The following is a 19,845-nucleotide window of genomic DNA, read 5'->3' as shown; positions in this document are numbered from 1 at the left end:
ACTGGTCGGCCACGTGTCTTTCAAAGGATGAAACACCATGCACACGCCTGAACCCCATATCGTCATCCAGCGCTTTACCGAGGTCCACCTTGAGGGCGTCGCCGCGCTCTATAACGAACCGGCGGTGTGCCGACAGGTGCTGCAAATGCCTTTCCAGTCGGTGCAGGCGTGGCGCAATAAACTGGAGCTGGACAACGAGCGGCGCCTACAGCTGGTAGCGGTGCATGGCGGCGAGGTGATCGGCCAACTGGGCCTGGAACAGTTGCTGCGCGTGCGTCGCAGCCATGTCGGCTCGTTCGGCATGGGCGTGGCGCCGGCCTGGCAGGGCAAGGGGGTGGGCTCGCGGCTGTTGGCGGCCGCGCTGGACGTGGCCGACAACTGGATGAACCTGCGCCGCGTCGAACTGACGGTGTACGCCGATAACGAAGCCGCGCAGCAGCTGTACCGCAAGTTCGGTTTCGAGGTTGAAGGCCGCATGCGCGATTATGCCCTGCGCGACGGCGTGTTCGTCGATACCGTGAGCATGGCGCGCCTGCGCCAATCGGCTTAGTCCTGCAACGCAAACGCCACCGCAGCCTGCGCATGCAGCTCGGTGGTGTCCAACAGCGGCAGGTCGCTGTGCTCCGGTTTGATCAGCAGGCCGATTTCCGTACAACCGAGAATGATCGCCTGGGCGCCACGCGCGGCCAGGGCCTCGATCACCCGTTGGTAGACCTGGCGCGACGCGTCGCTGATCACGCCGACACACAATTCCTCGTAAATGATCCGGTGCACAGCCTGGCGCTCGTCCGCCTCAGGCACCAACACGGTCAACCCGTGCGCAGCCAGACGCGATTTGAGAAAGTCCTGCTCCATGGTGAACGCGGTGCCCAGCAGGCCGACCGTCAACGTACCGGCTTCCACTGCGGCCAACCCAGCGGCATCGGCAATGTGCAGGAACGGAATCGACACCGCCGCCTCGATACGTGGCGCCACCAGGTGCATGGTGTTGGTACACAGCACCACGCAATCGGCACCACCGGCTTGCAGGCGACGCGCGGCGTCTTCGAGGATCAGCGCGGTGTCGTCCCAGCGCCCGGCGTGCTGGGCTTGCTCCACCGGGCCGAAGTCCACGCTGTACATCAACAGTTGCGCCGAGCGCAGCGGGCCGAGTTGGTCGCGTACGCGCTGGTTGATGATGCGGTAATACTCGGCGCTGGATTCCCAGCTCATGCCGCCGATCAGGCCGATGGTGCGCATGCGATGCTCCTTACAAGGAAAGTCGCATCACCTTACCCATCGGCCGCCGAATAGTCATACGCAGTTGCCCGCCAAATCACCGGAGCAGTTTACATATCCAGGTTGATCCAGCCCGGCTTGGCCTGCTCCGGCGCGACGGCGTTGACCTGTTTGCCGGTGGCCTGTTCCACCCGCCGCGCCACGTCCGGGTCGTCCGCGAAGGGGATCAGGCTGGCTTCATCCAGGCTTTTCTCGGATTGCCCGCGCAAGCAATATTCCACGGCGCCATACAGGCACAGCAGCATCAGCCAGCCCCACATCAGGCGATCCGCGCGTCGAGCTGCGCCAGGCGCACATCCGCCACACGTACCGTGCGCCAGGTGTTGTAGGCCATCAGCAGCATGCCCGTGAGGAAAAACACTCCCCCGGCGAAACGCACGACAAACCCTGGGTGACTGGCCTGCAACGCCTCGACAAACGAGTAGGTAAGGGTGCCGTCATCGTTCACCGCGCGCCACATCAAACCCTGGGTAATGCCGTTGACCCACATCGAGGCGATGTACAGCACTGTGCCGATCGTGGCGAGCCAGAAGTGCAGGTTGATCAGCGGCACGCTGTGCATCTGCTCGCGGCCGAACACCTTGGGGATCATGTGGTACAGCGCACCGAACGTGATCATCGCCACCCAGCCCAACGCGCCGGCGTGGACGTGGCCGATGGTCCAGTCGGTGTAGTGGGAGAGGGCGTTGACGGTCTTGATCGCCATCATCGGCCCTTCAAAGGTGGACATGCCGTAGAACGCCAGTGACAGCACCAGGAAGCGCAGGATCGGGTCGGTGCGCAACTGATGCCAGCCACCGGACAAGGTCATCATGCCGTTGATCATCCCACCCCAGCTGGGGGCCAGCAGGATCAGCGACATCGCCATGCCCAATGACTGCGCCCAATCCGGCAGCGCGGTGTAGTGCAAATGGTGCGGGCCGGCCCAGATATACAGGGTGATCAACGCCCAGAAGTGCACGATGGACAGGCGATAGGAATACACCGGCCGCCCGACTTGTTTCGGCACGAAGTAGTACATCATCCCCAAAAACCCCGTCGTCAGGAAAAACCCCACGGCGTTATGCCCATACCACCATTGCACCATCGCATCGGTCGCCCCGGCGTACACCGGGTAGGACTTGAACCAATCCACCGGAATCGCCAAGTGATTGACCACGTGCAACATGGCGATCACCAGGATAAACGCGCCAAAAAACCAGTTGCCCACGTAGATGTGCCTGGCCTTGCGCCGCACAACGGTGGTGAAGAACACCACCGCGTAAGCTACCCACACCACCGCCATCCACACCGCGCCAGAGAACTCGATCTCCGCATATTCCTTGGTGGTGGTGTAGCCCAGCGGCAGGCTGATCAGCATGATCACGATCACCGACTGCCAACCCCAAAAGGTAAACGCGGCGAGGCGATCGGAATACAGCCGCACCTGGCACGTGCGCTGTACCGCGTAATAGCTGGCGGCAAACTGGGCGCTGCCGGCAAAACCAAAGATCACCAGGCTGGTGTGCAAGGGGCGCAAGCGGCCAAAGGTGGTCCAGGGCAAGTCCAGGTTCATCTCGGGCCAGACCAGTTGCGACGCGATCCACACGCCCATGGCCATGCCAACGACGCCCCAAACAATGGTGGCAATGACGAATTGACGGACGACTTTATAGTTATAGGCCTGTCCGATTGTTGCTGTGCTCATGCTCAGTCCTCCCACGGTTCCAAGTGGCGGGCACTGTAGGAAGGGTGGGCAAAACAAAACAGGCTCAGAAAAAGCTCATTACTACGGATCAGTAGACTTGGCCTAAAAACGCGGCTTTCAGGCGATCTGATCCGCTTTTTAAGACTGCACCTGAATCTTCAACGCGCTGCGCCGTAGGTGCATAGTCGCCCCCATCATCTGATGAGGCAGTGACATGTACCAGTACGACGCATACGACCGGGCGCTGGTGTTCGAGCGTGTGGCGCAGTTTCGTGACCAAGTCCGGCGCTTTATCGCGGGAGACTTGAGCGACGCGGAGTTTTTGCCATTACGCCTGCAAAACGGCCTGTACCTGCAAAAGCATGCCTACATGCTGCGGGTGGCGATTCCCTACGGCACGTTGAGCGCCGAGCAACTGCGCACTCTGGCCAGCATCGCGCGGGATTACGACCGGGGCTACGGCCATTTCACCACGCGGCAGAACCTGCAATTCAACTGGATCGAATTGCACCAGGTGCCCGATATCCTCGAGCGCCTGGCCCACGTCAACATGCATGCCATCCAGACCTCCGGCAACTGCGTGCGCAACATCACCACCGAAGCCTTTGCCGGGGTGGCCGCCGACGAACTGCTGGACCCGCGCCCACTGGCGGAGATCCTGCGCCAATGGTCGACCATCAACCCGGAATTCCTGTTCCTGCCGCGCAAGTTCAAGATCGCCATTTGTTCGGCCCGTGACGACCGCGCCGCGATCATGATGCATGACATCGGCCTGTATCTTTATCACGACCACCAGGGCAACAAGCTGTTGCGCATGATGGTGGGCGGCGGCCTGGGGCGCACGCCGATCCTCGGAGTGCAGATCCGCGAAGGCTTGCCGTGGCAGCACCTGTTGTCCTACGTCGAGGCGGTGTTGCGGGTGTACAACCGCCATGGCCGACGGGACAACAAATACAAGGCGCGCATCAAGATCCTGGTCAAGGCCCTGGGCATCGAAGCGTTTGCCCGCGAGGTGGAGGAGGAGTGGCAGTACCTGCGTGACGGCCCGGCGCAATTGACCGACGCCGAGTATGAGCGCGTGGCCGCGGCCTTCGTCCCGCCCACCTATGCAAACCTGCCGGGCACCAACCTGGCCTACGGCACCGCGTTGACGGAAAGCCCCGCGTTTGCCCGCTGGGTCAGCCGCAATGTGATGCCGCACAAAGTCCCGGGCTACACCAGTGTGGTGCTGTCCACCAAACCGGGGATCAGCGCACCGCCCGGTGATGTCACGGCCGAGCAAATGGACGCGGTGGCGCAGTGGTCGGAACGCTTCGGCTTTGGCGAAATCCGTATCGCCCATGAACAGAACATCGTGCTGCCGGATGTGCCCAAGGAGCACTTGCATGCGCTGTGGACACTGGCCTGCGCCCACGGCCTGGGGGCGGCAAACGTCGGCCTGCTCACCGACATCATCGCCTGCCCAGGCGGCGACTTCTGCGCCTTGGCCAACGCCAAATCCATCCCCATCGCCCAGGCAATCCAGCAGCGATTCGACAACCTGGACTATCTGCATGACCTCGGCGAGATAAGCCTGAACATTTCCGGTTGCATCAACGCCTGCGGCCACCACCACATCGGCAATATCGGCATCCTCGGCGTGGATAAAAACGGCAGCGAGTGGTTCCAGGTCACCCTGGGCGGCGCCCAGGGCAATCACAGCGCCCTGGGCAAGGTGATCGGCCCCTCGTTCAGTGCCGCCGAGATACCCGATGTGATCGCACGGGTGATCAATACCTTTGTGCGCTACCGCGAAAGTGAAGAGCGCTTTGTCGACACGGTGCAGCGCATCGGCCTGGAACCGTTCAAGGAACGGGTGTACGCCGGGCGCCTGGTGGACGCGTGAGGCGTTAGTCATACGCGGCAGCGTTGCATCTGCCATGATCGGCCTTCGCAACCTGGCTCACCCAAGGAGATCCGCAATGGACGACGTACAACAACTGGGCGAGATGCTTCGTCATTACGCCGACAGCGAAGCGCACAAAAAGCAGCAATTCGACGTGCAATCCGCCCGTTGGGCACAAAAGCTCGGCGAGTTGTTCGGGCAGATCGAACAGTGGCTGGAGCCGGTCAAGCAGGTGGGCTTGCTGGAAGTGCACCGTGAAGCCTACGTCGCCAGCGGCCCCAGCGTGCCGCTGGAGACTTCGACCTTCAAGACCGAGAAGCTCAACGTGCAGATCACCGGCAAGAGTGTCGAGTTTGTGCCGGAAGTGATGGGCGCAGGCGGGCTGATCTCGGTGTCGGTGATGGGCCTGACCGCCGCCCGCCACGGCAGCGTGTCGCTGGTGCTGCCGGCGGACAAGAACGATTGGCTGTGGAAGAAGACCAATGGCCTGAAGGACCCGGACACCTTTGGTTTTGACGCGAACTTCCTGGCGTCGCAGTTGCAGAGCCTGATCCCGCGCGAGCGCCTATAAGGCTCAGGCTGCCGAGCAACCGGTGTGGCGAGGGAGCTTGCTCCCGCTGGAGTGCGCAGCGCTCCCAAAATCTTGGGGCCGCTGCGCAGCCCAGCGGGAGCAAGCTCCCTCGCCACAGGTACGGTGTTCGCCTGGCGGCTACTTCAACGCAGGGTCGCCGGGGTTGAGCTTTTTCCAACTCTGCATGATCACCTGCGCTTTCGGCTCCTGGCCGTTTTCCAGGTAGTACTGGATCAGCGACAGCCGTGCATTGCGGTTATACGGCTGACGCTGGAGCAGGCTTTCCAGGTGTTGGCAGGCGTCGTCGACCTTGCCGCTGTCATGCAGCGCCACCGCAAGGACAAAGGTGTACTGGGCGCTGGCCGGGTCCAGGCGCACGGCGTTGCGCAGATACGGCATGGCGCTCGCTGAATCACCTGCGCGAATCGCCATCAAGCCTCGGGTGTGTTGCAACAAGGCCGCGTCCGGGTGCTGCGCCAGCTGGTCCGCGATCAGGCTGCGCGCTTCCGGCCCACGGCCATTGGCTTCCAACCACTGCGCCAGGGTCACCAGCGCCGGGAAGAAATCCGGGTCACGCAACAGGGCGCTGCGCAGTTGGGCTTCGACTTTGTCGCCACGGCCGCTGGCCTGGTAGAGCATCGCCAGGTTGAGGTTGGCTTCGGCGCGCTCCAGCAGGCTCAGTTGCACCTGTTCGTACTCGGCGATGGCGCTGCTCCACGCCGGGCCTTGGCCGGGAACGCTGAGCAGATCCCGCGCGGCGAGGATGCGCACGGCGCGCACCGGATCGCGCAGCAATGGCCCATAGAGGGCGACACGCTCCGGCGGCGGGAGCAGGGCGCTGACCGCACGCACGGCACTTTCACGCACTTGCGGCGCCGGGTTGCCAAGGTCCTTGGTGGCGAGTTTCAACGCCTGTTCACTGGGGTAGTTGGGCAACTCCACCAACAACGTCGCACGCTGGATTGCCGGCAGGTTGCCCCGCGCCAGTTGCTCATACAGCGCCTGGGCCGCGCCCGGTTGGCCGCCACGGATCAACGCCATGCTCTCGGCGTAGCCTGGCGCCTTGAGTACATCACGGGCGCCGGGCGGGATGCTGAAACTGTGGTCATGGCGCAAGTCATTGCCCATGTAGACCTTGCCCGGCATATGGCAATCGACACAGAACGCGCCGGCCTTGCCCATGTGCTGGGCGGAGTCGTAGTCCTTGGCCTGCAAGCCGCGTCCATCCACCGTGGCGATGGGGGTTTTGCCGGCGGTGTTGTGACATTGCAGGCACACCGCGTTGCCCGGCGCCTTGAGTTCATTGCTATGGGGGTTGTGGCAGTTGCTGCAGCGCACACCTTTATCGGCCATTTTGCTTTGGGCGAAGGAACCGTGTTCGAACACTTCATCCTTGATCTTGCCGTCCAGCGCATACAGCTCACGGGTCAGCACACTGGGCAGGTAGTCGTCCATCAGCCGTTTGCCGACGGTGAAACCATCCCCCAGTGGCGCGCGGCGCGCATGGCAGCGGGCGCAGGTTTCGAGTTCGACGGTGGCGTCCTTGTCCTTCAGGTCTACAGCGAAACCGGCGTGCAGCAGGTCGCCTTTTTTCGTCGCCCACTGCAGGTGGTTGGAGGCCGGTCCGTGGCAGGCCTGGCAACCCACGCCCAGGCTGTTCCACTGGCTGTCGAAGGTGTTTTTTACCGGGTCGAAATTGCGTTTGTAGCCGGTGGTGTGGCATTCCACGCACATGAAATTGGCGTTCTGGCTGGGTTTGCTCCAGTGCAGCGGGTTCTTGAAGTTCACGCCCTGGCCCGGGTACAGGTGAAACCAGCGGTTCTGCTGCATATCCCACGCCACGCCCAGGGCTTGCAGGCGACCGTCGCCGACGTCGATCAGGTATTGCTGCAACGGTGCGATGCCAAAGGTGTACGCCACCTTGAAGTCGCCAGCCTGCCCGTCGTGGCCCGGCGTATTGACCCAGAATTCGGCGCCCCGTTGATAAAACCGCGTGGTCTCGCCTTCGGCGCTGAACGTGACATCGTTGAAGTCGGCCGGCACCGTCTGCGGCGTCGCCACCTGCATCGCCAATTGGTGGTGGGAGCCTTGCCAGTCCTTGGCCTGGGCCTGGTGGCAGCCCTGGCATTGTTGCTCATCGACCATCTGCGCCGGAGCAATCACCGTGGGTTTGGCGGCGACAACGGGCGCTGCCAGCCGAGGCGTACTGGTTTGCAGGAAAAACCAGATCGCGGCCATGGCCAACAACAGCAACACAATCAATACGGGGTAGAGGAAACGACGGTATGAATCACGGTGGGGTACGGCTTTTTTGGCTTTTTTGGGCTCTGGCATTCCGACTTCCGCTGTCTTGATGCGTGGACGCTCTACGGCGCGCTTAAGCTGTGTGCAGCTTTGACGCAGGTCACAGGTCTGTCAAACCTGGCACATGAAATAACCGCTATTTCCCCAGACTTGGCTATACCTACAGCTCAATGTTTCAGTGATGACCGCCAGGGAGTTCAATGATGAAACTAAGGCTAGTGATCAGCACGCTGTGTGTCGCCTCGCTCGGACTGACAGGCTGTGCCAGCAAAGTCACGCAACCGGACGAGTATTCCGGCTTTCTCTCGGACTACAGCCACCTCAAGCAAGCCCAGTCACCGTCCGGTGCCGAGGTGATGCGCTGGGTCGATCCCAAGCTCGACCTGAGCCGCTACACCGCCGTCTACGTCGAGCCGACCCAGTTCTACCCCAAGCCCCAGGCCACCGCGAAGATACCGGAAAGCACCCTCAACGGTATCAACACCTACTACAACCAGGCGCTCAAGCGTGAGCTGGAGAAATCCCTGCCACTGGCCAACGCCCCTGGCCCCGGGGTGATTGTGGTGCGTGCGGCGATCACCGCCGTAAGCAGCAAGACCGAAGCCCTCGCGCCGTACGAATACATCCCCGTCGCGCTGGTCGTGGCCGCCGCCAGTACCGCGTCTGGGCACCGTGACCAGGAAACCACCTTGGGCACCGAGGCACAGTTCCTTGACGGCGCCAGTGGCAAGGTGATCGCCCAAGTGGTGCGCAAAGGCACCGGCAAGCCGCTGGCCAACGAAGCCCAGGTGATGAAGGCCGACGATGTGAAAAGCGTGATTGATGGCTGGGCGTCGGACCTGCATCAGTCTTATGTAAAGCTGAAAAAACACTAAGGCCCATTCGCTAAGCAAGGCCTAAAAGTAACCTGTGGCGAGGGAGCTTGCTCCCGTTGGACTGCGCAACAGTCCCAGGCTTTCAAACAAAGAGCTGGGGCCGCTTCGCGACCCAACGGGAGCAAGCTCCCTCGCCACAGGTACAGTGTTGCCTCTGGTTTATGGGGTGATAAACCAGCGGTAGTACGGGTTCGCACTGTCCTGCTGCAACACCTCCCGGATATCCCGTCCCCAAGCATCGCGATCACCGTCATAGGCATGCAGGCTGGCGCGGTAGAACTGCATCAGGCGCTGCTGTTCGGCGGCGAGGGTGCGGCTGAAGGCGGCGTCGGCGTTGAGCAACGGTGCCGGTACGCGCAGGTCGAGCAGGGCGGGTAGGACACGGGTGATTTCTTTACTGCGTACCCACGGCGCGTATTCGATGCGCGGCTGGTCATCGGTGACCGGCAGCGCGTTGGCGGAGAAGCGCTCCAGCCCCTGGCGATCGGTGACCCAGGTCGCCAGCAAGGTGGCGGCCGAATCGATGCCCACCTCGGCCAACGCGATGCTGACTCCGGGCTGGTCGAAACGCTGGCGAATGCGCGTGGCGTCCAACTCGATGGGTTCGCGAGAGCCCACCAGCAGCATCTCGTGGAATTCACTGGTCCACAGCGAGGCATACGGGAACACGTTCAGGAAGCTGCGCACCAACGCGCGGGAATCGTCGATGTTTTGTGTCGGCAACGGCAGCCACTGGGCCAGCAGGCCGTTTTTCTCCAGGCGCGACGCGGCCAACTGGTAGAAGTCCTGGGAATACAGGTTTACCACGCCAGCGGCGGAGGGCGGTGGTGGTTCCAGGGTGATCAGGTCATAGGCGTGCGGAGTGCGCAGCAACTCCTGGCGACCATCGCGCAGGCGCAGGTCGATGCCGGGGTCAGTGGCGGCATTGAAATTGCCTTTGAACAGCGGCGCCGCGTCGATCACTGCAGGTAGCAGCTCGGCGACCACGCGCTGTTCCAGGCCTGGATAACGCAACAACGCGCCCGCCGTGATCCCGGTGCCGAAGCCGATCACCAGCGCCGACTTGGGTTCACCGTTGTGAATCAACAGCGGCAGCAACGCCTGCACGCGCATATAGCGCAGGGACGGCATGGCGTCACCGGTATTGGATACGCCCTGGATATACAGGCGCTGAAACGCCCGCGCGCCCTGGCCTTGGCTGACCACCGCGACCGTCGCGCCCCGGCCTTCCTGATAAAACGCCAGGCTGGCATTACGCGCTCCCGGCAGCAATTTCGCCAGGCGATCCACCGGTGTTAGCAGCGCTACGGCCAGTGACACCAGGCCCAGCGCAACCACCGCTTGGCGCCGGCCCTTTTTCACGCCATGGCCCCGGCGCACGGCCAGGTAACCCACACCAGCGGCAATCAGCGCCAGCAACCCCAAGGTACGCACCAACCCCAGCCAGGGGATCAGCACAAAACCGCAGAGCATCACCCCGACGATCCCGCCCAGGGTGTTGAAGGCCACGACCGCACCGACATCACGCCCCACATGGAGATGTCCGACACTCAGGCGCAGCGCCAAGGGAAACGCCGCGCCCAGCAACAGCGTCGGCACAAACACGATGCACAACGCAGCGACTGCAAACCGTGCGCTCATCCCTGGCAACTCGCTACCGCCCAGGCTCAGCACCAGCGCCTCGGCCTGGGTTTGCAGCAGCACCAGCCAGCGCCCGAGCAGGGCGATTTCCAGCAACGCGACCAGCCCCGCGCCCGCGATCAACAGGCCAAATACACCCCAAGGATCGCGAATCCGTTCCACCCGCCGCGACATCAGTTGGCTGCCGATAAACAACCCGCACAGGTAAGTGGCGAGTACCACGGCAAACGCATAGGTGCGCGTACTCATGAATTGCACGATGGACTGCGACCAGACCACCTCGTACCCCAGCGCCACGCCACCGGCAATGGCGTACAGCACCAGGGCCAGGCGCGCCGGCGGCCCACTGCGTGTAGGCGCGACCACCACCGGCCCATGATGACGCACAGCAGCCAGCGCACCTGCCGCCGCGACGAGGTTGAACAGCGCCGCCACCAGCGCACTGCCACGCACGCCAAACTGCGCGATCAGCACAAATGCCGCGAGCAAGGTGCCGACAATCGCGCCCGCCGTGTTCGCCGCATACAAACGTCCGCCGGCCTGGCTCAAGCCCTTGGCGTCGATGCTCAGCGCACGCACCAGCACCGGCAGCGTGCCGCCCATCAACAACGCCGGCAGGCCCACCAGGGCAAACGGCAGCGCCCAGGCCAACAGGCCGATGCGTGCTTCCAGCCAGGCAAACGGAAACGCCGCCGTGCCCAGCGCCCAAGTGGCGCCAACGCCGAACAGGGCGACCAATAATTCCAGACCTGCATACAACAACAGCGGCCGCGCGAAGCGGTCCGCCAAACGCCCGAACAGCAGCCCACCGAGGGCCAGCCCGGCAAAAAATGCGCTGATGCCGGTGGTGATTGCATACACCTCCACGCCGACCACCAACGACAGTTGCTTGATCCAAAGCACCTGGTACACCAACGCCGCGCCGCCGGAGATGAACAGGAGGAGGGCGGGAATCAGGATCGAGGGGGTGTTGCTGATTTCTATCGGCTTGCTGGCGGTGCGTGCGGTCATGACCAAATCCCAGAATGCGCAGAGAACCCTGTGGGAGCTGCTTTGTGTGGGAGCTGGCTTGCCTGCAATGCAGGCACCTCGGTCTATCAGCAATACCGAGGTGATGCAATCGCAGGCAAGCCAGCTCCCACACAAGCCAGTCTCCAGATGGGTTGTCGTGTCAGTTATTGAGCCGGTGCGGCCTTCCGCTTCGCTTCGATTTGCTGATCAACCTGCGCGCGAATCTGATCAATGCTGAAACTCGCCGGTTTCTGGCTCGGTGGGTACTCAACAAAGGTTTGCAGGAACTGCGCCGACTTGGTCACCGCCACCGCTACCAGGTAGACGTTTTTCGTGCTCCAGTCGTAGTACTGATCAGAGACCACGTCCGCCCGTTCATACGGGTCCATGCGCAGGTTGAAGATCTTCGGCACCCGCAGGCACACAAAGGGCTCGCTCCACACCTTGAACCCACCGGGCGCGCGCTGTTCGCAGTACACCGCTTTCCAGTTGCCAAAGCGCGCCGAGACCAGGACCCCGTCATCGTTGAAGTAGTAGAACTCGTCACGAGCGCCTTTGGGTTGCTGGCCGGTCAGGTACGGCAACTGGTTGAAACCGTCCAGGTGCACCTTGAAGCTCGCACCGCCGGAGGTCGGGGCCCAGCCCTTGAGCAACTTGTCCTTGACCTCGGTATCTCCCGCAGCCGCCAGCAGCGTGGGGAACCAGTCCATGCCCGAGAACATCTCGTTGGAGACCTCGGCCGGCTTGATCTTGCCCGGCCAGCGGATCATCGCCGGTACGCGATAGGCGCCTTCCCAGTTGGAGTTTTTCTCATTGCGAAACGGCGTAGTCGCCGCGTCCGGCCAGGAGAACTGGTTCGGTCCGTTGTCGGTGGTGTAGACCACGATGGTGTTGTCGGCGATTTTCAGGTCGTCGAGGGTTTGCAGGAGTTTGCCCACATCGCCGTCGTGTTCCACCATGCCGTCGGCGTATTCGTTGCCGGGCATGCCACTCTGACCCTTCATCGAGTCGCGCACGTGGGTGAACAAGTGCATGCGCGTGGTGTTCATCCACACAAAGAAGGGCTTGTCGGCTTCGGCCTGTTTCTTGATGAACGCCTGCGCAGCGGCCGTGGTTTCGTCGTCGATGGTTTCCATGCGCTTGGTGGTCAAGGCGCCGGTGTCTTCGATCTTGCCGTCGGCGAAGCTGTGGATCACCCCACGGGGCGAGTTGGCCTTGACGAAGGCGGCGTCGTCCTTGGGCCAATAGGGGCGCTCCGGCTCCTCTTCGGCGTTGAGGTGATAGAGGTTGCCGAAGAACTCATCGAAACCGTGGTTGGTGGGCAGGTATTCATCCTTGTCGCCCAAGTGGTTCTTGCCGAATTGCCCGGTGGCGTAACCGAGGGACTTGAGGGCCTGGGCAATGGTGATGTCGCGCTTTTGCAAGCCCACCGACGCCCCCGGCGCGCCGACCTTGGACAGGCCGGTGCGCAACGGCGTCTGCCCGGTGATGAACGACGAGCGCCCGGCCGTGCAGCTGTTCTCCGCGTAGTAGTCGGTGAACATCATGCCTTCCTTGGCGATCCGGTCGATATTCGGGGTCTTGTAGCCCACCACGCCCATGGAATAGGCACTGATGTTGGTTTGCCCGATGTCATCGCCAAATATCACCAGGATATTCGGCTTTTCAGCGGCCCAGGCGGATGCCGAGGCCCCTATCACCGAGACCGCCACCAGGGCGAGTTTCGGCAGCCACTTACGTATGCGAGTCATAAGACTTGCTCCTTGGTAGGGCTTGAGTCGCAGTGCATGCGACCTGCGGATTTGCTTATTGCACCTCTGCTTGCACAGCTGGATCGAACGGGTAGATACGGCGCCAGTCGCGCGCCATGTCCACCACGGTCCAGTGCTGTGTCTTGGCCAGGTCCAACGCCTTGTCCAGGCGCCCCACCTGAGAATTGCGGTCATAGGCCCATTCGCGCTGGGCGTCGGTGTGGTGCACCAGGCCCATCAGGCGCTTGCCTTTGCCGGCGGCGGTCCACTGCAGCATTTGCAGGTCGCCGTCGGAGTTGCCGAAGGCCAGGATCGGCCGCCGCCCGATGATCGAATCGATGCTTTCCGGCTTGCCCGGGCCGTCGTCGTTATGGGCCAGCTTGGCGGTGCGCAGCACCTGCGGCTGGCCGTCCTTGAGTTGGTACTGGGTGACGAAACTCGAGCCGATCACCTGCTCCGGTGGCACGCCGTACACTTCTTCGGCAAACGCGCGCATAAACGCGGTGTCGCCGCCGGAGACGATGTAGGTCTTGAATTGCTGGCTGCGCAGGTAGTCGAGCATTTCCAGCATGGGCTGGTAGATCATCTGGTCGAAGGGCTTGCCGGTCTTGGGGTGGCGGGCCTGTTTCAGCCAGTTCTTGGCGTTGTCGATAAACGCCTCGGTACTGATCCCGGTGTGAGTTGCACCGATGATTTTCAGCAGGCCGTCCATGCCGCTGGCCGCGAGCGCCTGATGGTCGCCTTCCAGCACCGCCTTGAACGGTTGGGTGGTTTGCCACTCGGGGTGCTGGGGCGCCAGGCGCTTGACTTCGTCAAAGGCGAACAGCACCTCGAAATACGCCGGTTGTTCGGTCCACAGGGTGCCATCGTTGTCGAACACCGCGATGCGCTCGGCGGGCTTGACGTAATCCTTGGAACCTTCGGTGGTGACCGCCTGGACGAACGCGATGATCTGTTGTTTGTTCGCGCCTTCGTGCCACGAGGGCAACGGGTCGGCGGCGAAGGCGGGCAGGCTCAACAGAAACAACAGGGGCAGGGCAGAACGCAGCGACGTCATGGGAAGTCCTTTTCGTGACGAGGGTTCAGTGGAAGCAAGCGTAGTCGACGACACCACCAACGCAATGCAGCCCACGTTTTTCGCGAGGTCCGCGTCATTCGCGGCCATACGACATGCAACAGATAACCCGCAAGAATCAGCGCCGCGATGGATGCGATCCACAGCAGCAATTGCCGGGGGAACGGCCAGTGCCGCTGTTCGATGGCAAACGTCGGCGTGTAGGCGCTGATCGCCTGTGCCTCGACCGTCAGCGCCGGCCATTGCGCCACTTGCAGGCGATGGTTGCGGCTGTCCCACCACTTCACGCTGATGGCCGGCAGGGTGTAATGGCCGCCGTGTTCGACGCGGTACACCATCGCGTCAATGCGCTGGCCACCGGTGACGCTACCGCGCCCATCATCGAGGTTGCTGATGCGCGGCGCTTGCGGGTACAGGCGCAGGCCGTTGATCGGCGCGGCGCTCGGGGGGGGCAGCGACAAACCTGGGGTGTTGTCGGCTTGCAGGGTGAGGGTGCGCGTGAAGCTGTCCCCGACTTTAAGGTCATGGGCGGCCAGGGTCTGGCTCAAGCGCACGGCGCTGGCCACCAGCACTGGCTCGTCGGGCGCGAAACCTGGGGGCTGGGTTGCGTCAAAGGCCAGCGCCTGGCTCTGCGCACTCAACGGCGCGCTGGCCTGACCGGGTTGGGCGCTGACCGTCAGCGCCGGCACGCTGAAATGTTGCGCCACGTTCGGCGTGATGCCGTAGCTGTAGCGCATGCCATAAAAGGCCTGCCCGTCAATCACCTGGGTGGTGTGTTCGGCTTCGCCATTGGGTGCCTGCACCCGTGCGCCGGGCAACTTGAGGTCTGGCAAGGTCGCAGCAGCGGTAAACCAGGTGTCGGTCAATACATCCACTTGTAGGTGCAGCTGTTCGCCGACCACCACTGAACTGCCCGGCAGCAACTGAACCTGCACGCGCAGTTGCGGTTCGGCCGCCCACAACGGCCCGGCGAGCAGCAACAGCACGCCACAGCAGCGGTTCATGGCTGCACCGCCTGGTCCTGGAGGGCGAATTTACGTCGCAGGAAATTGGCCGGCGAGGTGGTCAGGTTCTGCAACCACAGCGCATCGTTGTTCGCTTGTTCGGTCTGGACCGTCTTGCTCTGGCCCTTGCCGGGGGCCTTGTCGAACTTGACCTCATCGGGTTTGACCTCCGGGGTGTTGTTCGCCGCGCTTTCGGTGTCCTTTTTCAAGGCGATTGCCAGGGCCAGGTTGGCGCGGGCCTCGGGGAAATCCGCTTGCAGTTGCAGGGCCTGTTGGTAGGCGCTGATGGCGTCATCGAACTTGAAGCGCCGCACATGGATATTGCCCAGGTAGAACGCCGCTTGCGCCGTGCTCATTGCGGCGAACGTGGTTTGGGCCAGGTCATAGTCGGCGGCGTTGTAGGCGGCGATGCCTTTCCAGTACGGGTCGACAAACCGCGCGGCAGCCTCCGGGTAGTGATGGTGTTCGAAGGCCCAGCGACCTTGCTGGTCCGGCGTGAGGAATGGATTGGCCTCGGCTTGCGTGGGCGGTAGCAGCAAGCCCAGCAGCAACACGGCGGTCCAATTCAGGCTCCAGCCGCGCCGCACACTGAACAGCGCCAGCAGCAACAACGGCCAGCACAGCCAATAGCCGGCGTCCTTCCACTGCAATAGGCGCTGTTGCTCGTCGGCGGCCTGGAAATGTTGCTGGGCATGGTCTTCGATCCAGTCCAGGTCGTCGTCATTCAAGGTCAGGCTGGCCAGCGGCGCGTGGGCGGCCGAGGCCAGTTGCTTGAGCGTGGGGCTGCTGCCGAGGCCAAGGACCAGCACTTGCAGCGCGCCTGCCTTGAGCATGGGCAATGGTGCGGCGCCATCGGTCACCAGCAGCAACGTGCCGGGCGTTTGTCCGAGCAAGCGCTGGGCCTGGGCGATCACCCCGGCAACGTCCTCGCCCGGCTTGTCTATCAGGTCCGTGCTCAACGCCTGGATAAAGGTGTCGAGCAACGCCGGATCGTCAGTCGGTGGCAACACCAAATGGGCGCTGCCGGCGAAAACCAGCAGCGCCGTGCGTGCACCTTTGCGGCGCTGGACCAGGTCGTGCAGTTTGTGTTTGGCGGCGGTCAGCCGGGTCGGCGGCACATCGGCAGTGTCCATGGACGCTGACAGGTCCACGGCGATGATCAGCGGCGCGCGATTTTCCAGGAACTGCGGGCGATCCTGCTGCCAGGTCGGCCCGGCCGCGGCGATGGCGCCGAGCACCAGTAATGCGCTGAGCAGATGCACCGGACGCAACCGATGCGGGTCGCTGGGCGTGAGCAGCAGATACGGCAACAAGTGCGGGGCGATGTTGCCGCGCAGGCGCCGTTGCAGGTCACGACTGCGCCGCCAGAGCAGCGGCAACGTGGCACCGAGCAACGCCAGCAACAGCCACGCAGGGCGCAGGAAGTGGAACTCACTGAGGTCCATCCGCCACCTCCCGTTTGAAGCGCTGCTGCCAGAACGCTGCGCCCAGGTGATACACCGCGAGCAACAGCAGCGCAGCCCCCAGCGGCCACCAGAACAGGTCGCGCTTGGGCTGGTGGCTCAGAGTGTTGACTTGGTGCGGGGTGATTTGGTCGAGGGTGGCGTAGACCTGGTTGAGGCTGTCGCGGTCCTCGGCACGGAAATAGCGGCCGCCAGTCGCGTTGGCAATCCCTTGCAAGACGCTCAGGTTGACCTTGGCTTCACCACTGGCCTGGGGATCGCCGATGCCGATGGTGTGGATGACCACGCCCTTGGCGGCGGCCATGTCGGCAGCGTGGTCCGGGGTGATCGCGCTGCTGGTGTCGTTGCCGTCGGTGAGCAGGATCAGCACCTTTTGCGGCTCGTGGGCCTGATCCAGCAACTTCAGGCCCAGGCCGATCGCATCGCCAATCGCCGTATTGGGCCCGGCCATGCCGATGCCGCTGTCGTCCAGCAACAGTGACAGGCTGGTGTGGTCGAGGGTCAATGGCGCTTGGGGAAACGCACCACTGCCAAACAGGATCAGGCCGATACGGTCGTCCTTGCGCTGTTGGATAAAACCCTGCACCACCTGTTTGACGGCGGCGAGGCGGTCGATCTTGTGCCCGTCGGCGGCGGTAAAGTCCTGGGTTTGCATGGACTGGGAAATATCGATGGCCAGCATCAAGTCGCGCACCGGTTGCTGGCGTTCGATGGGCTTTTCCACCCACACCGGGCGGGCGATGGCCAGGACCAACAAGCTCCAGACCAGCAGGTTCAGACACATCTGCGGGCGATTACTGCGCGCGCCATGGGTAGCGGGGACCTCACCAACCGCCTGGCTCATGCCGCGAAAAAATGGCACCCGCACCGCGCTGCGCGCTTCCTGGTACGCGGGCAAATAGCGGTAGGCCAACCACGGCAACGGCAGCAGGAGCAGGAGCCATGGGTAGTCAAGCTGCCACATGGTGTTGCTCCACCCAGGCTTTGCACTGGGCCAGTATTTGCGGATGGTGTAACGGCGCGCCGTAGGCGAGTTGCGCCAGTTGTTCGCTAAAGTCCTCAGGCACCGGCGCACCGGTATGGCGTTGCAGGAAGGCTTGCCACTCGGCCCCGCGCAAGCTCGGCACGCGCTGGTGCTCCTGCGGGGGCAGCGGCATCGACAGGGCGACACGCTTGAGCAAGGCCGGCAGCTCGCGCAGATCGCTCATGCGCTCCAACTGCGCCAAGGCTTCACGTCGATAGGCATTGCGCCGCCAATGTAGCCACTTGCGCACGCCCAACACCAACAATCCCAGTACCAGCAGCCCCAGCAACACACCCCAGCCCCAGGTCTGCGGCCAATAACTGACGGGTGCGGGCAAGCTCAACTCCTGGAGTTGTTCGATGCTCGGCACGTGGGTCGTCACCGGCGTTTCCCCAGTTCGTTGCGCAACTGCACGGCGGCAGGCAAGGCCGTGCTGATCATCAACAGCGGCACCTGGCTGCGGCGCAACAGGCTGGCGACGTCTTTGAGGCGCCCGCCGAGAAAATCCCCCAAGGGCTGGCGCACCTTGCGTTGGCTCACCGCCAGCTCCACTTGCAACTGGCCTTGAGTGATCAGCAATTGCCCGCTGCTGGGCACGTTGAGCGCCAAGGGGTCATAGACCTGCAACGCCACAACGTCGTTGTGTGCCGACAGTTGTTGCAGCAGTTGCAAGGTGCGCGGGCCGGCACCGGCAAAGTCGCTCACCAGGCAGATCAGGTGGTCATGGCCGGCCACGGCCAGGCATTGTTGCAAGACCCGGTCCAGTTGGCTGTCACCTTCATGGTCGGCATTGCTGGCGTTGAGTTCGGCGTTTTGTTGCGCGATGCGGCTGCACAAGGCTTCCACGCGCTTGCGACTGCGCAACGGCGCCACGCTGTCGATGCGCGCATCGTTGAACACCAGCCCGCCGACCCGGTCCCCGGCGTTGAACACCATCCACGCGGCCAGCGCGCCCAGTTCGGCAGCGACGGCGGATTTGAAGCTGCGCACCGAGCCGAAAAACATCGACATGCGCTGGTCCACCACGATGAGCGCGGGGCGGTCGCGTTCTTCGGTAAAGGTGCGCACCACCGGCTTGCCGGTGCGCAACGACGCGCGCCAATCCAGATGGCGCAGGTCATCGCCCGGTTGGTAGCGGCGCAGTTCATCAAAGTTCAGGCCGCGCCCGCGCAGGCGTGACGCGTGGTTGCCGGCCAGCAGGCTGCCTTGGGGCTGGCGCGCGACAAAACTCAGGCCCCGCGCCTGGAACTGCAAGGCCATCAACTGCGCCAGGCTGACATAGACCAGGCCGTCGGCGTTCATGCGGGCAGCGCCACTTTGCTTAACAGGCGGTCTAGCACCTGATCGGCACTGACACCATCGGCCACCGCGTCATAACTCAGTTGCAGGCGATGGCGCAGCACCGGGTGGAGCACGGCGTGCACGTTGTCCGGGGTGACAAATGCCTGGCCCTGCAACCACGCATCGGCGCGGGCACAGCGGTCCAGGCCGATGCCGCCACGGGGGCTGGCGCCAAGGCTGATCCAGCGCGCGAGGTCAGGGTCGTAGTCGGCGGGATGGCGGGTGGCGTTGATCAGGTCGATGAGATAGCGGTCGAGGGCCGGGGAGACCTGGATCGCGCTGACTTCCTGGCGGGCGGCGAAGATCACCTCCTGCGCCAGGGTGAAGCCCTGGATGGCCTGGGTCGCGGCGGCCTGTTCTTCTTCGCGCAGCAGGCGCAACACCTGGCTTTCATTGTCGGCGCTGGGGTAATCCAGCAGCAGTTTCATCACAAAACGGTCCATCTGCGCTTCCGGCAACGGGTAGGTGCCTTCCTGCTCGATGGGGTTTTGCGTGGCGATCACGATAAACAACGGCGGCAGCGGGTGACTGGCGCCGGCCACGGTGATCTGGCGTTCTTCCATGGCTTCCAGCAGCGCGGCCTGGACCTTGGCCGGGGCGCGGTTGATTTCATCGGCGAGGATCAGGTTGCCGAACAACGGCCCGGGCTGGAAACGGATTTGGTTCTGGCCATCGACCTGGTGCAGCACTTCGGCGCCGGTGATGTCGGACGGCAACAGGTCGGGGGTGAACTGGATGCGGCTCATCTGCGCATCCAAGTGCCGGGCCAGGGCCTTGACCGTGCGGGTCTTGGCCAACCCCGGCAGGCTTTCCAGCAGCAGGTGACCGTTGGCCAGCAGGCCGAGCAGGATCTGGCGGATCACCTGGTCCTGGCCCAGGACACTTTCGGCCATGCTGGCTTGCAAGGCTTTCACATCATTGAGCGCTGTCATGCC

Annotated in this window: 17 protein-coding genes; 4 read left to right on the top strand and 13 right to left on the bottom strand. The window is 63.2% G+C overall.

Features of this window, described 5'->3' with window-relative positions; genetic code table 11:
• Positions 1-37: 37 nt before the first annotated feature.
• A complete protein-coding gene (locus tag ACU688_RS14010) occupies positions 38-550 on the top strand; it encodes a GNAT family N-acetyltransferase (protein ID WP_448185207.1) in 513 nt (170 codons plus the stop codon).
• Here ACU688_RS14010 and ACU688_RS14005 read toward each other — a convergent pair.
• The 3 genes from ACU688_RS14005 to ccoN all read right to left on the bottom strand — a co-directional run bounded on the left by ACU688_RS14005 (position 547) and on the right by ccoN (position 2,965).
• Positions 547-1,239: an aspartate/glutamate racemase family protein gene (locus ACU688_RS14005; protein ID WP_448185206.1), complete on the bottom strand. Its 693-nt coding sequence runs from the start codon at positions 1,237-1,239 to the stop codon at positions 547-549. The genes ACU688_RS14010 and ACU688_RS14005 overlap by 4 nt on opposite strands.
• Positions 1,240-1,328: 89 nt before the next feature.
• Positions 1,329-1,538, bottom strand: a complete 210-nt coding sequence (locus ACU688_RS14000; protein WP_017735569.1) for a cbb3-type cytochrome c oxidase subunit 3 — start codon at positions 1,536-1,538, stop codon at positions 1,329-1,331.
• Complete coding sequence (gene ccoN / locus ACU688_RS13995) at positions 1,538-2,965, bottom strand: cytochrome-c oxidase, cbb3-type subunit I (RefSeq protein WP_448185205.1); 1,428 nt, start codon at positions 2,963-2,965, stop codon at positions 1,538-1,540. The genes ACU688_RS14000 and ccoN overlap by 1 nt, the downstream gene beginning before the upstream one ends.
• 214 nt (positions 2,966-3,179) lie before the next feature.
• Here ccoN and ACU688_RS13990 point away from each other — a divergent pair, with 214 nt between their 5' ends.
• Together ACU688_RS13990 and ACU688_RS13985 are read left to right on the top strand one after the other, a co-directional pair.
• Positions 3,180-4,850, top strand: coding sequence for a nitrite/sulfite reductase (locus tag ACU688_RS13990; protein WP_448185204.1), 1,671 nt, complete (start codon positions 3,180-3,182; stop codon positions 4,848-4,850).
• Positions 4,851-4,926: 76 nt separating this feature from the next.
• Positions 4,927-5,421: a hypothetical protein gene (locus ACU688_RS13985; protein ID WP_448185203.1), complete on the top strand. Its 495-nt coding sequence runs from the start codon at positions 4,927-4,929 to the stop codon at positions 5,419-5,421.
• A gap of 138 nt (positions 5,422-5,559) precedes the next feature.
• Here ACU688_RS13985 and ACU688_RS13980 read toward each other — a convergent pair whose 3' ends face one another.
• Positions 5,560-7,755, bottom strand: coding sequence for a tetratricopeptide repeat protein (locus ACU688_RS13980; protein WP_448185202.1), 2,196 nt, complete (start codon positions 7,753-7,755; stop codon positions 5,560-5,562).
• Positions 7,756-7,928: 173 nt separating this feature from the next.
• On the opposite strand from ACU688_RS13980, the gene ACU688_RS13975 reads away from it, so the two are divergent.
• The gene (locus tag ACU688_RS13975) at positions 7,929-8,600 is read left to right on the top strand and encodes a DUF3313 domain-containing protein (RefSeq protein ID WP_448185201.1); all 672 of its coding nucleotides are present in this window, start codon (positions 7,929-7,931) and stop codon (positions 8,598-8,600) included.
• Between the two features lie 159 nt (positions 8,601-8,759).
• On the opposite strand, the gene ACU688_RS13970 is transcribed toward ACU688_RS13975, so the two are convergent.
• From ACU688_RS13970 to ACU688_RS13930, 9 genes are all read right to left on the bottom strand, one after another.
• On the bottom strand, positions 8,760-11,252 hold the full coding sequence (locus ACU688_RS13970; RefSeq protein ID WP_448185200.1) for a fused MFS/spermidine synthase: 2,493 nt from the start codon (positions 11,250-11,252) through the stop codon (positions 8,760-8,762).
• 164 nt (positions 11,253-11,416) lie between these two features.
• Positions 11,417-13,003 carry an arylsulfatase gene (locus ACU688_RS13965; protein WP_017738107.1) on the bottom strand — a complete coding sequence of 529 codons (1,587 nt, stop codon included), beginning with the start codon at positions 13,001-13,003 and terminating at the stop codon, positions 11,417-11,419.
• Between the two features lie 55 nt (positions 13,004-13,058).
• The gene (locus ACU688_RS13960; RefSeq protein WP_448185199.1) at positions 13,059-14,060 is read right to left on the bottom strand and encodes an HAD family hydrolase; all 1,002 of its coding nucleotides are present in this window, start codon (positions 14,058-14,060) and stop codon (positions 13,059-13,061) included.
• Positions 14,057-15,082 (bottom strand): hypothetical protein, encoded by a 1,026-nt coding sequence (locus tag ACU688_RS13955; RefSeq protein ID WP_448185198.1) that lies wholly within the window; start codon positions 15,080-15,082, stop codon positions 14,057-14,059. Before ACU688_RS13955 ends, ACU688_RS13960 begins: the two co-directional genes overlap by 4 nt.
• Positions 15,079-16,527 (bottom strand): VWA domain-containing protein, encoded by a 1,449-nt coding sequence (locus ACU688_RS13950; RefSeq protein WP_448185197.1) that lies wholly within the window; start codon positions 16,525-16,527, stop codon positions 15,079-15,081. Before ACU688_RS13950 ends, ACU688_RS13955 begins: the two co-directional genes overlap by 4 nt.
• Positions 16,514-17,509, bottom strand: coding sequence for a vWA domain-containing protein (locus ACU688_RS13945; protein WP_448185196.1), 996 nt, complete (start codon positions 17,507-17,509; stop codon positions 16,514-16,516). Before ACU688_RS13945 ends, ACU688_RS13950 begins: the two co-directional genes overlap by 14 nt.
• Positions 17,496-17,951: a DUF4381 domain-containing protein gene (locus ACU688_RS13940; protein WP_448185195.1), complete on the bottom strand. Its 456-nt coding sequence runs from the start codon at positions 17,949-17,951 to the stop codon at positions 17,496-17,498. The genes ACU688_RS13945 and ACU688_RS13940 overlap by 14 nt, the downstream gene beginning before the upstream one ends.
• On the bottom strand, positions 17,948-18,871 hold the full coding sequence (locus ACU688_RS13935) for a DUF58 domain-containing protein (protein ID WP_448185194.1): 924 nt from the start codon (positions 18,869-18,871) through the stop codon (positions 17,948-17,950). Before ACU688_RS13935 ends, ACU688_RS13940 begins: the two co-directional genes overlap by 4 nt.
• Positions 18,868-19,842 carry an AAA family ATPase gene (locus ACU688_RS13930; RefSeq protein ID WP_448185193.1) on the bottom strand — a complete coding sequence of 325 codons (975 nt, stop codon included), beginning with the start codon at positions 19,840-19,842 and terminating at the stop codon, positions 18,868-18,870. The genes ACU688_RS13935 and ACU688_RS13930 overlap by 4 nt, the downstream gene beginning before the upstream one ends.
• Positions 19,843-19,845: the final 3 nt, after the last annotated feature.

It is taken from the genome of Pseudomonas acericola (SeqCode) (assembly GCF_053456465.1).
Note: the sequence above shows the minus strand (reverse complement) of the source record. Positions and strands in the feature narration are given on the sequence as shown.

What these genes read in the sequence shown, in the direction of transcription:
- ACU688_RS14010 (WP_448185207.1), top strand. Translation starts at nt 38, where the DNA reads ATGCACACGCCTGAACCCCATATCGTCATCCAGCGCTTTACCGAGGTC.
- ACU688_RS14005 (WP_448185206.1), bottom strand. Translation starts at nt 1,239, where the DNA reads ATGCGCACCATCGGCCTGATCGGCGGCATGAGCTGGGAATCCAGCGCC.
- ACU688_RS14000 (WP_017735569.1), bottom strand. Translation starts at nt 1,538, where the DNA reads ATGTGGGGCTGGCTGATGCTGCTGTGCCTGTATGGCGCCGTGGAATAT.
- ccoN (WP_448185205.1), bottom strand. Translation starts at nt 2,965, where the DNA reads ATGAGCACAGCAACAATCGGACAGGCCTATAACTATAAAGTCGTCCGT.
- ACU688_RS13990 (WP_448185204.1), top strand. Translation starts at nt 3,180, where the DNA reads ATGTACCAGTACGACGCATACGACCGGGCGCTGGTGTTCGAGCGTGTG.
- ACU688_RS13985 (WP_448185203.1), top strand. Translation starts at nt 4,927, where the DNA reads ATGGACGACGTACAACAACTGGGCGAGATGCTTCGTCATTACGCCGAC.
- ACU688_RS13980 (WP_448185202.1), bottom strand. Translation starts at nt 7,755, where the DNA reads ATGCCAGAGCCCAAAAAAGCCAAAAAAGCCGTACCCCACCGTGATTCA.
- ACU688_RS13975 (WP_448185201.1), top strand. Translation starts at nt 7,929, where the DNA reads ATGAAACTAAGGCTAGTGATCAGCACGCTGTGTGTCGCCTCGCTCGGA.
- ACU688_RS13970 (WP_448185200.1), bottom strand. Translation starts at nt 11,252, where the DNA reads ATGACCGCACGCACCGCCAGCAAGCCGATAGAAATCAGCAACACCCCC.
- ACU688_RS13965 (WP_017738107.1), bottom strand. Translation starts at nt 13,003, where the DNA reads ATGACTCGCATACGTAAGTGGCTGCCGAAACTCGCCCTGGTGGCGGTC.
- ACU688_RS13960 (WP_448185199.1), bottom strand. Translation starts at nt 14,060, where the DNA reads ATGACGTCGCTGCGTTCTGCCCTGCCCCTGTTGTTTCTGTTGAGCCTG.
- ACU688_RS13955 (WP_448185198.1), bottom strand. Translation starts at nt 15,082, where the DNA reads ATGAACCGCTGCTGTGGCGTGCTGTTGCTGCTCGCCGGGCCGTTGTGG.
- ACU688_RS13950 (WP_448185197.1), bottom strand. Translation starts at nt 16,527, where the DNA reads ATGGACCTCAGTGAGTTCCACTTCCTGCGCCCTGCGTGGCTGTTGCTG.
- ACU688_RS13945 (WP_448185196.1), bottom strand. Translation starts at nt 17,509, where the DNA reads ATGTGGCAGCTTGACTACCCATGGCTCCTGCTCCTGCTGCCGTTGCCG.
- ACU688_RS13935 (WP_448185194.1), bottom strand. Translation starts at nt 18,871, where the DNA reads ATGAACGCCGACGGCCTGGTCTATGTCAGCCTGGCGCAGTTGATGGCC.
- ACU688_RS13930 (WP_448185193.1), bottom strand. Translation starts at nt 19,842, where the DNA reads ATGACAGCGCTCAATGATGTGAAAGCCTTGCAAGCCAGCATGGCCGAA.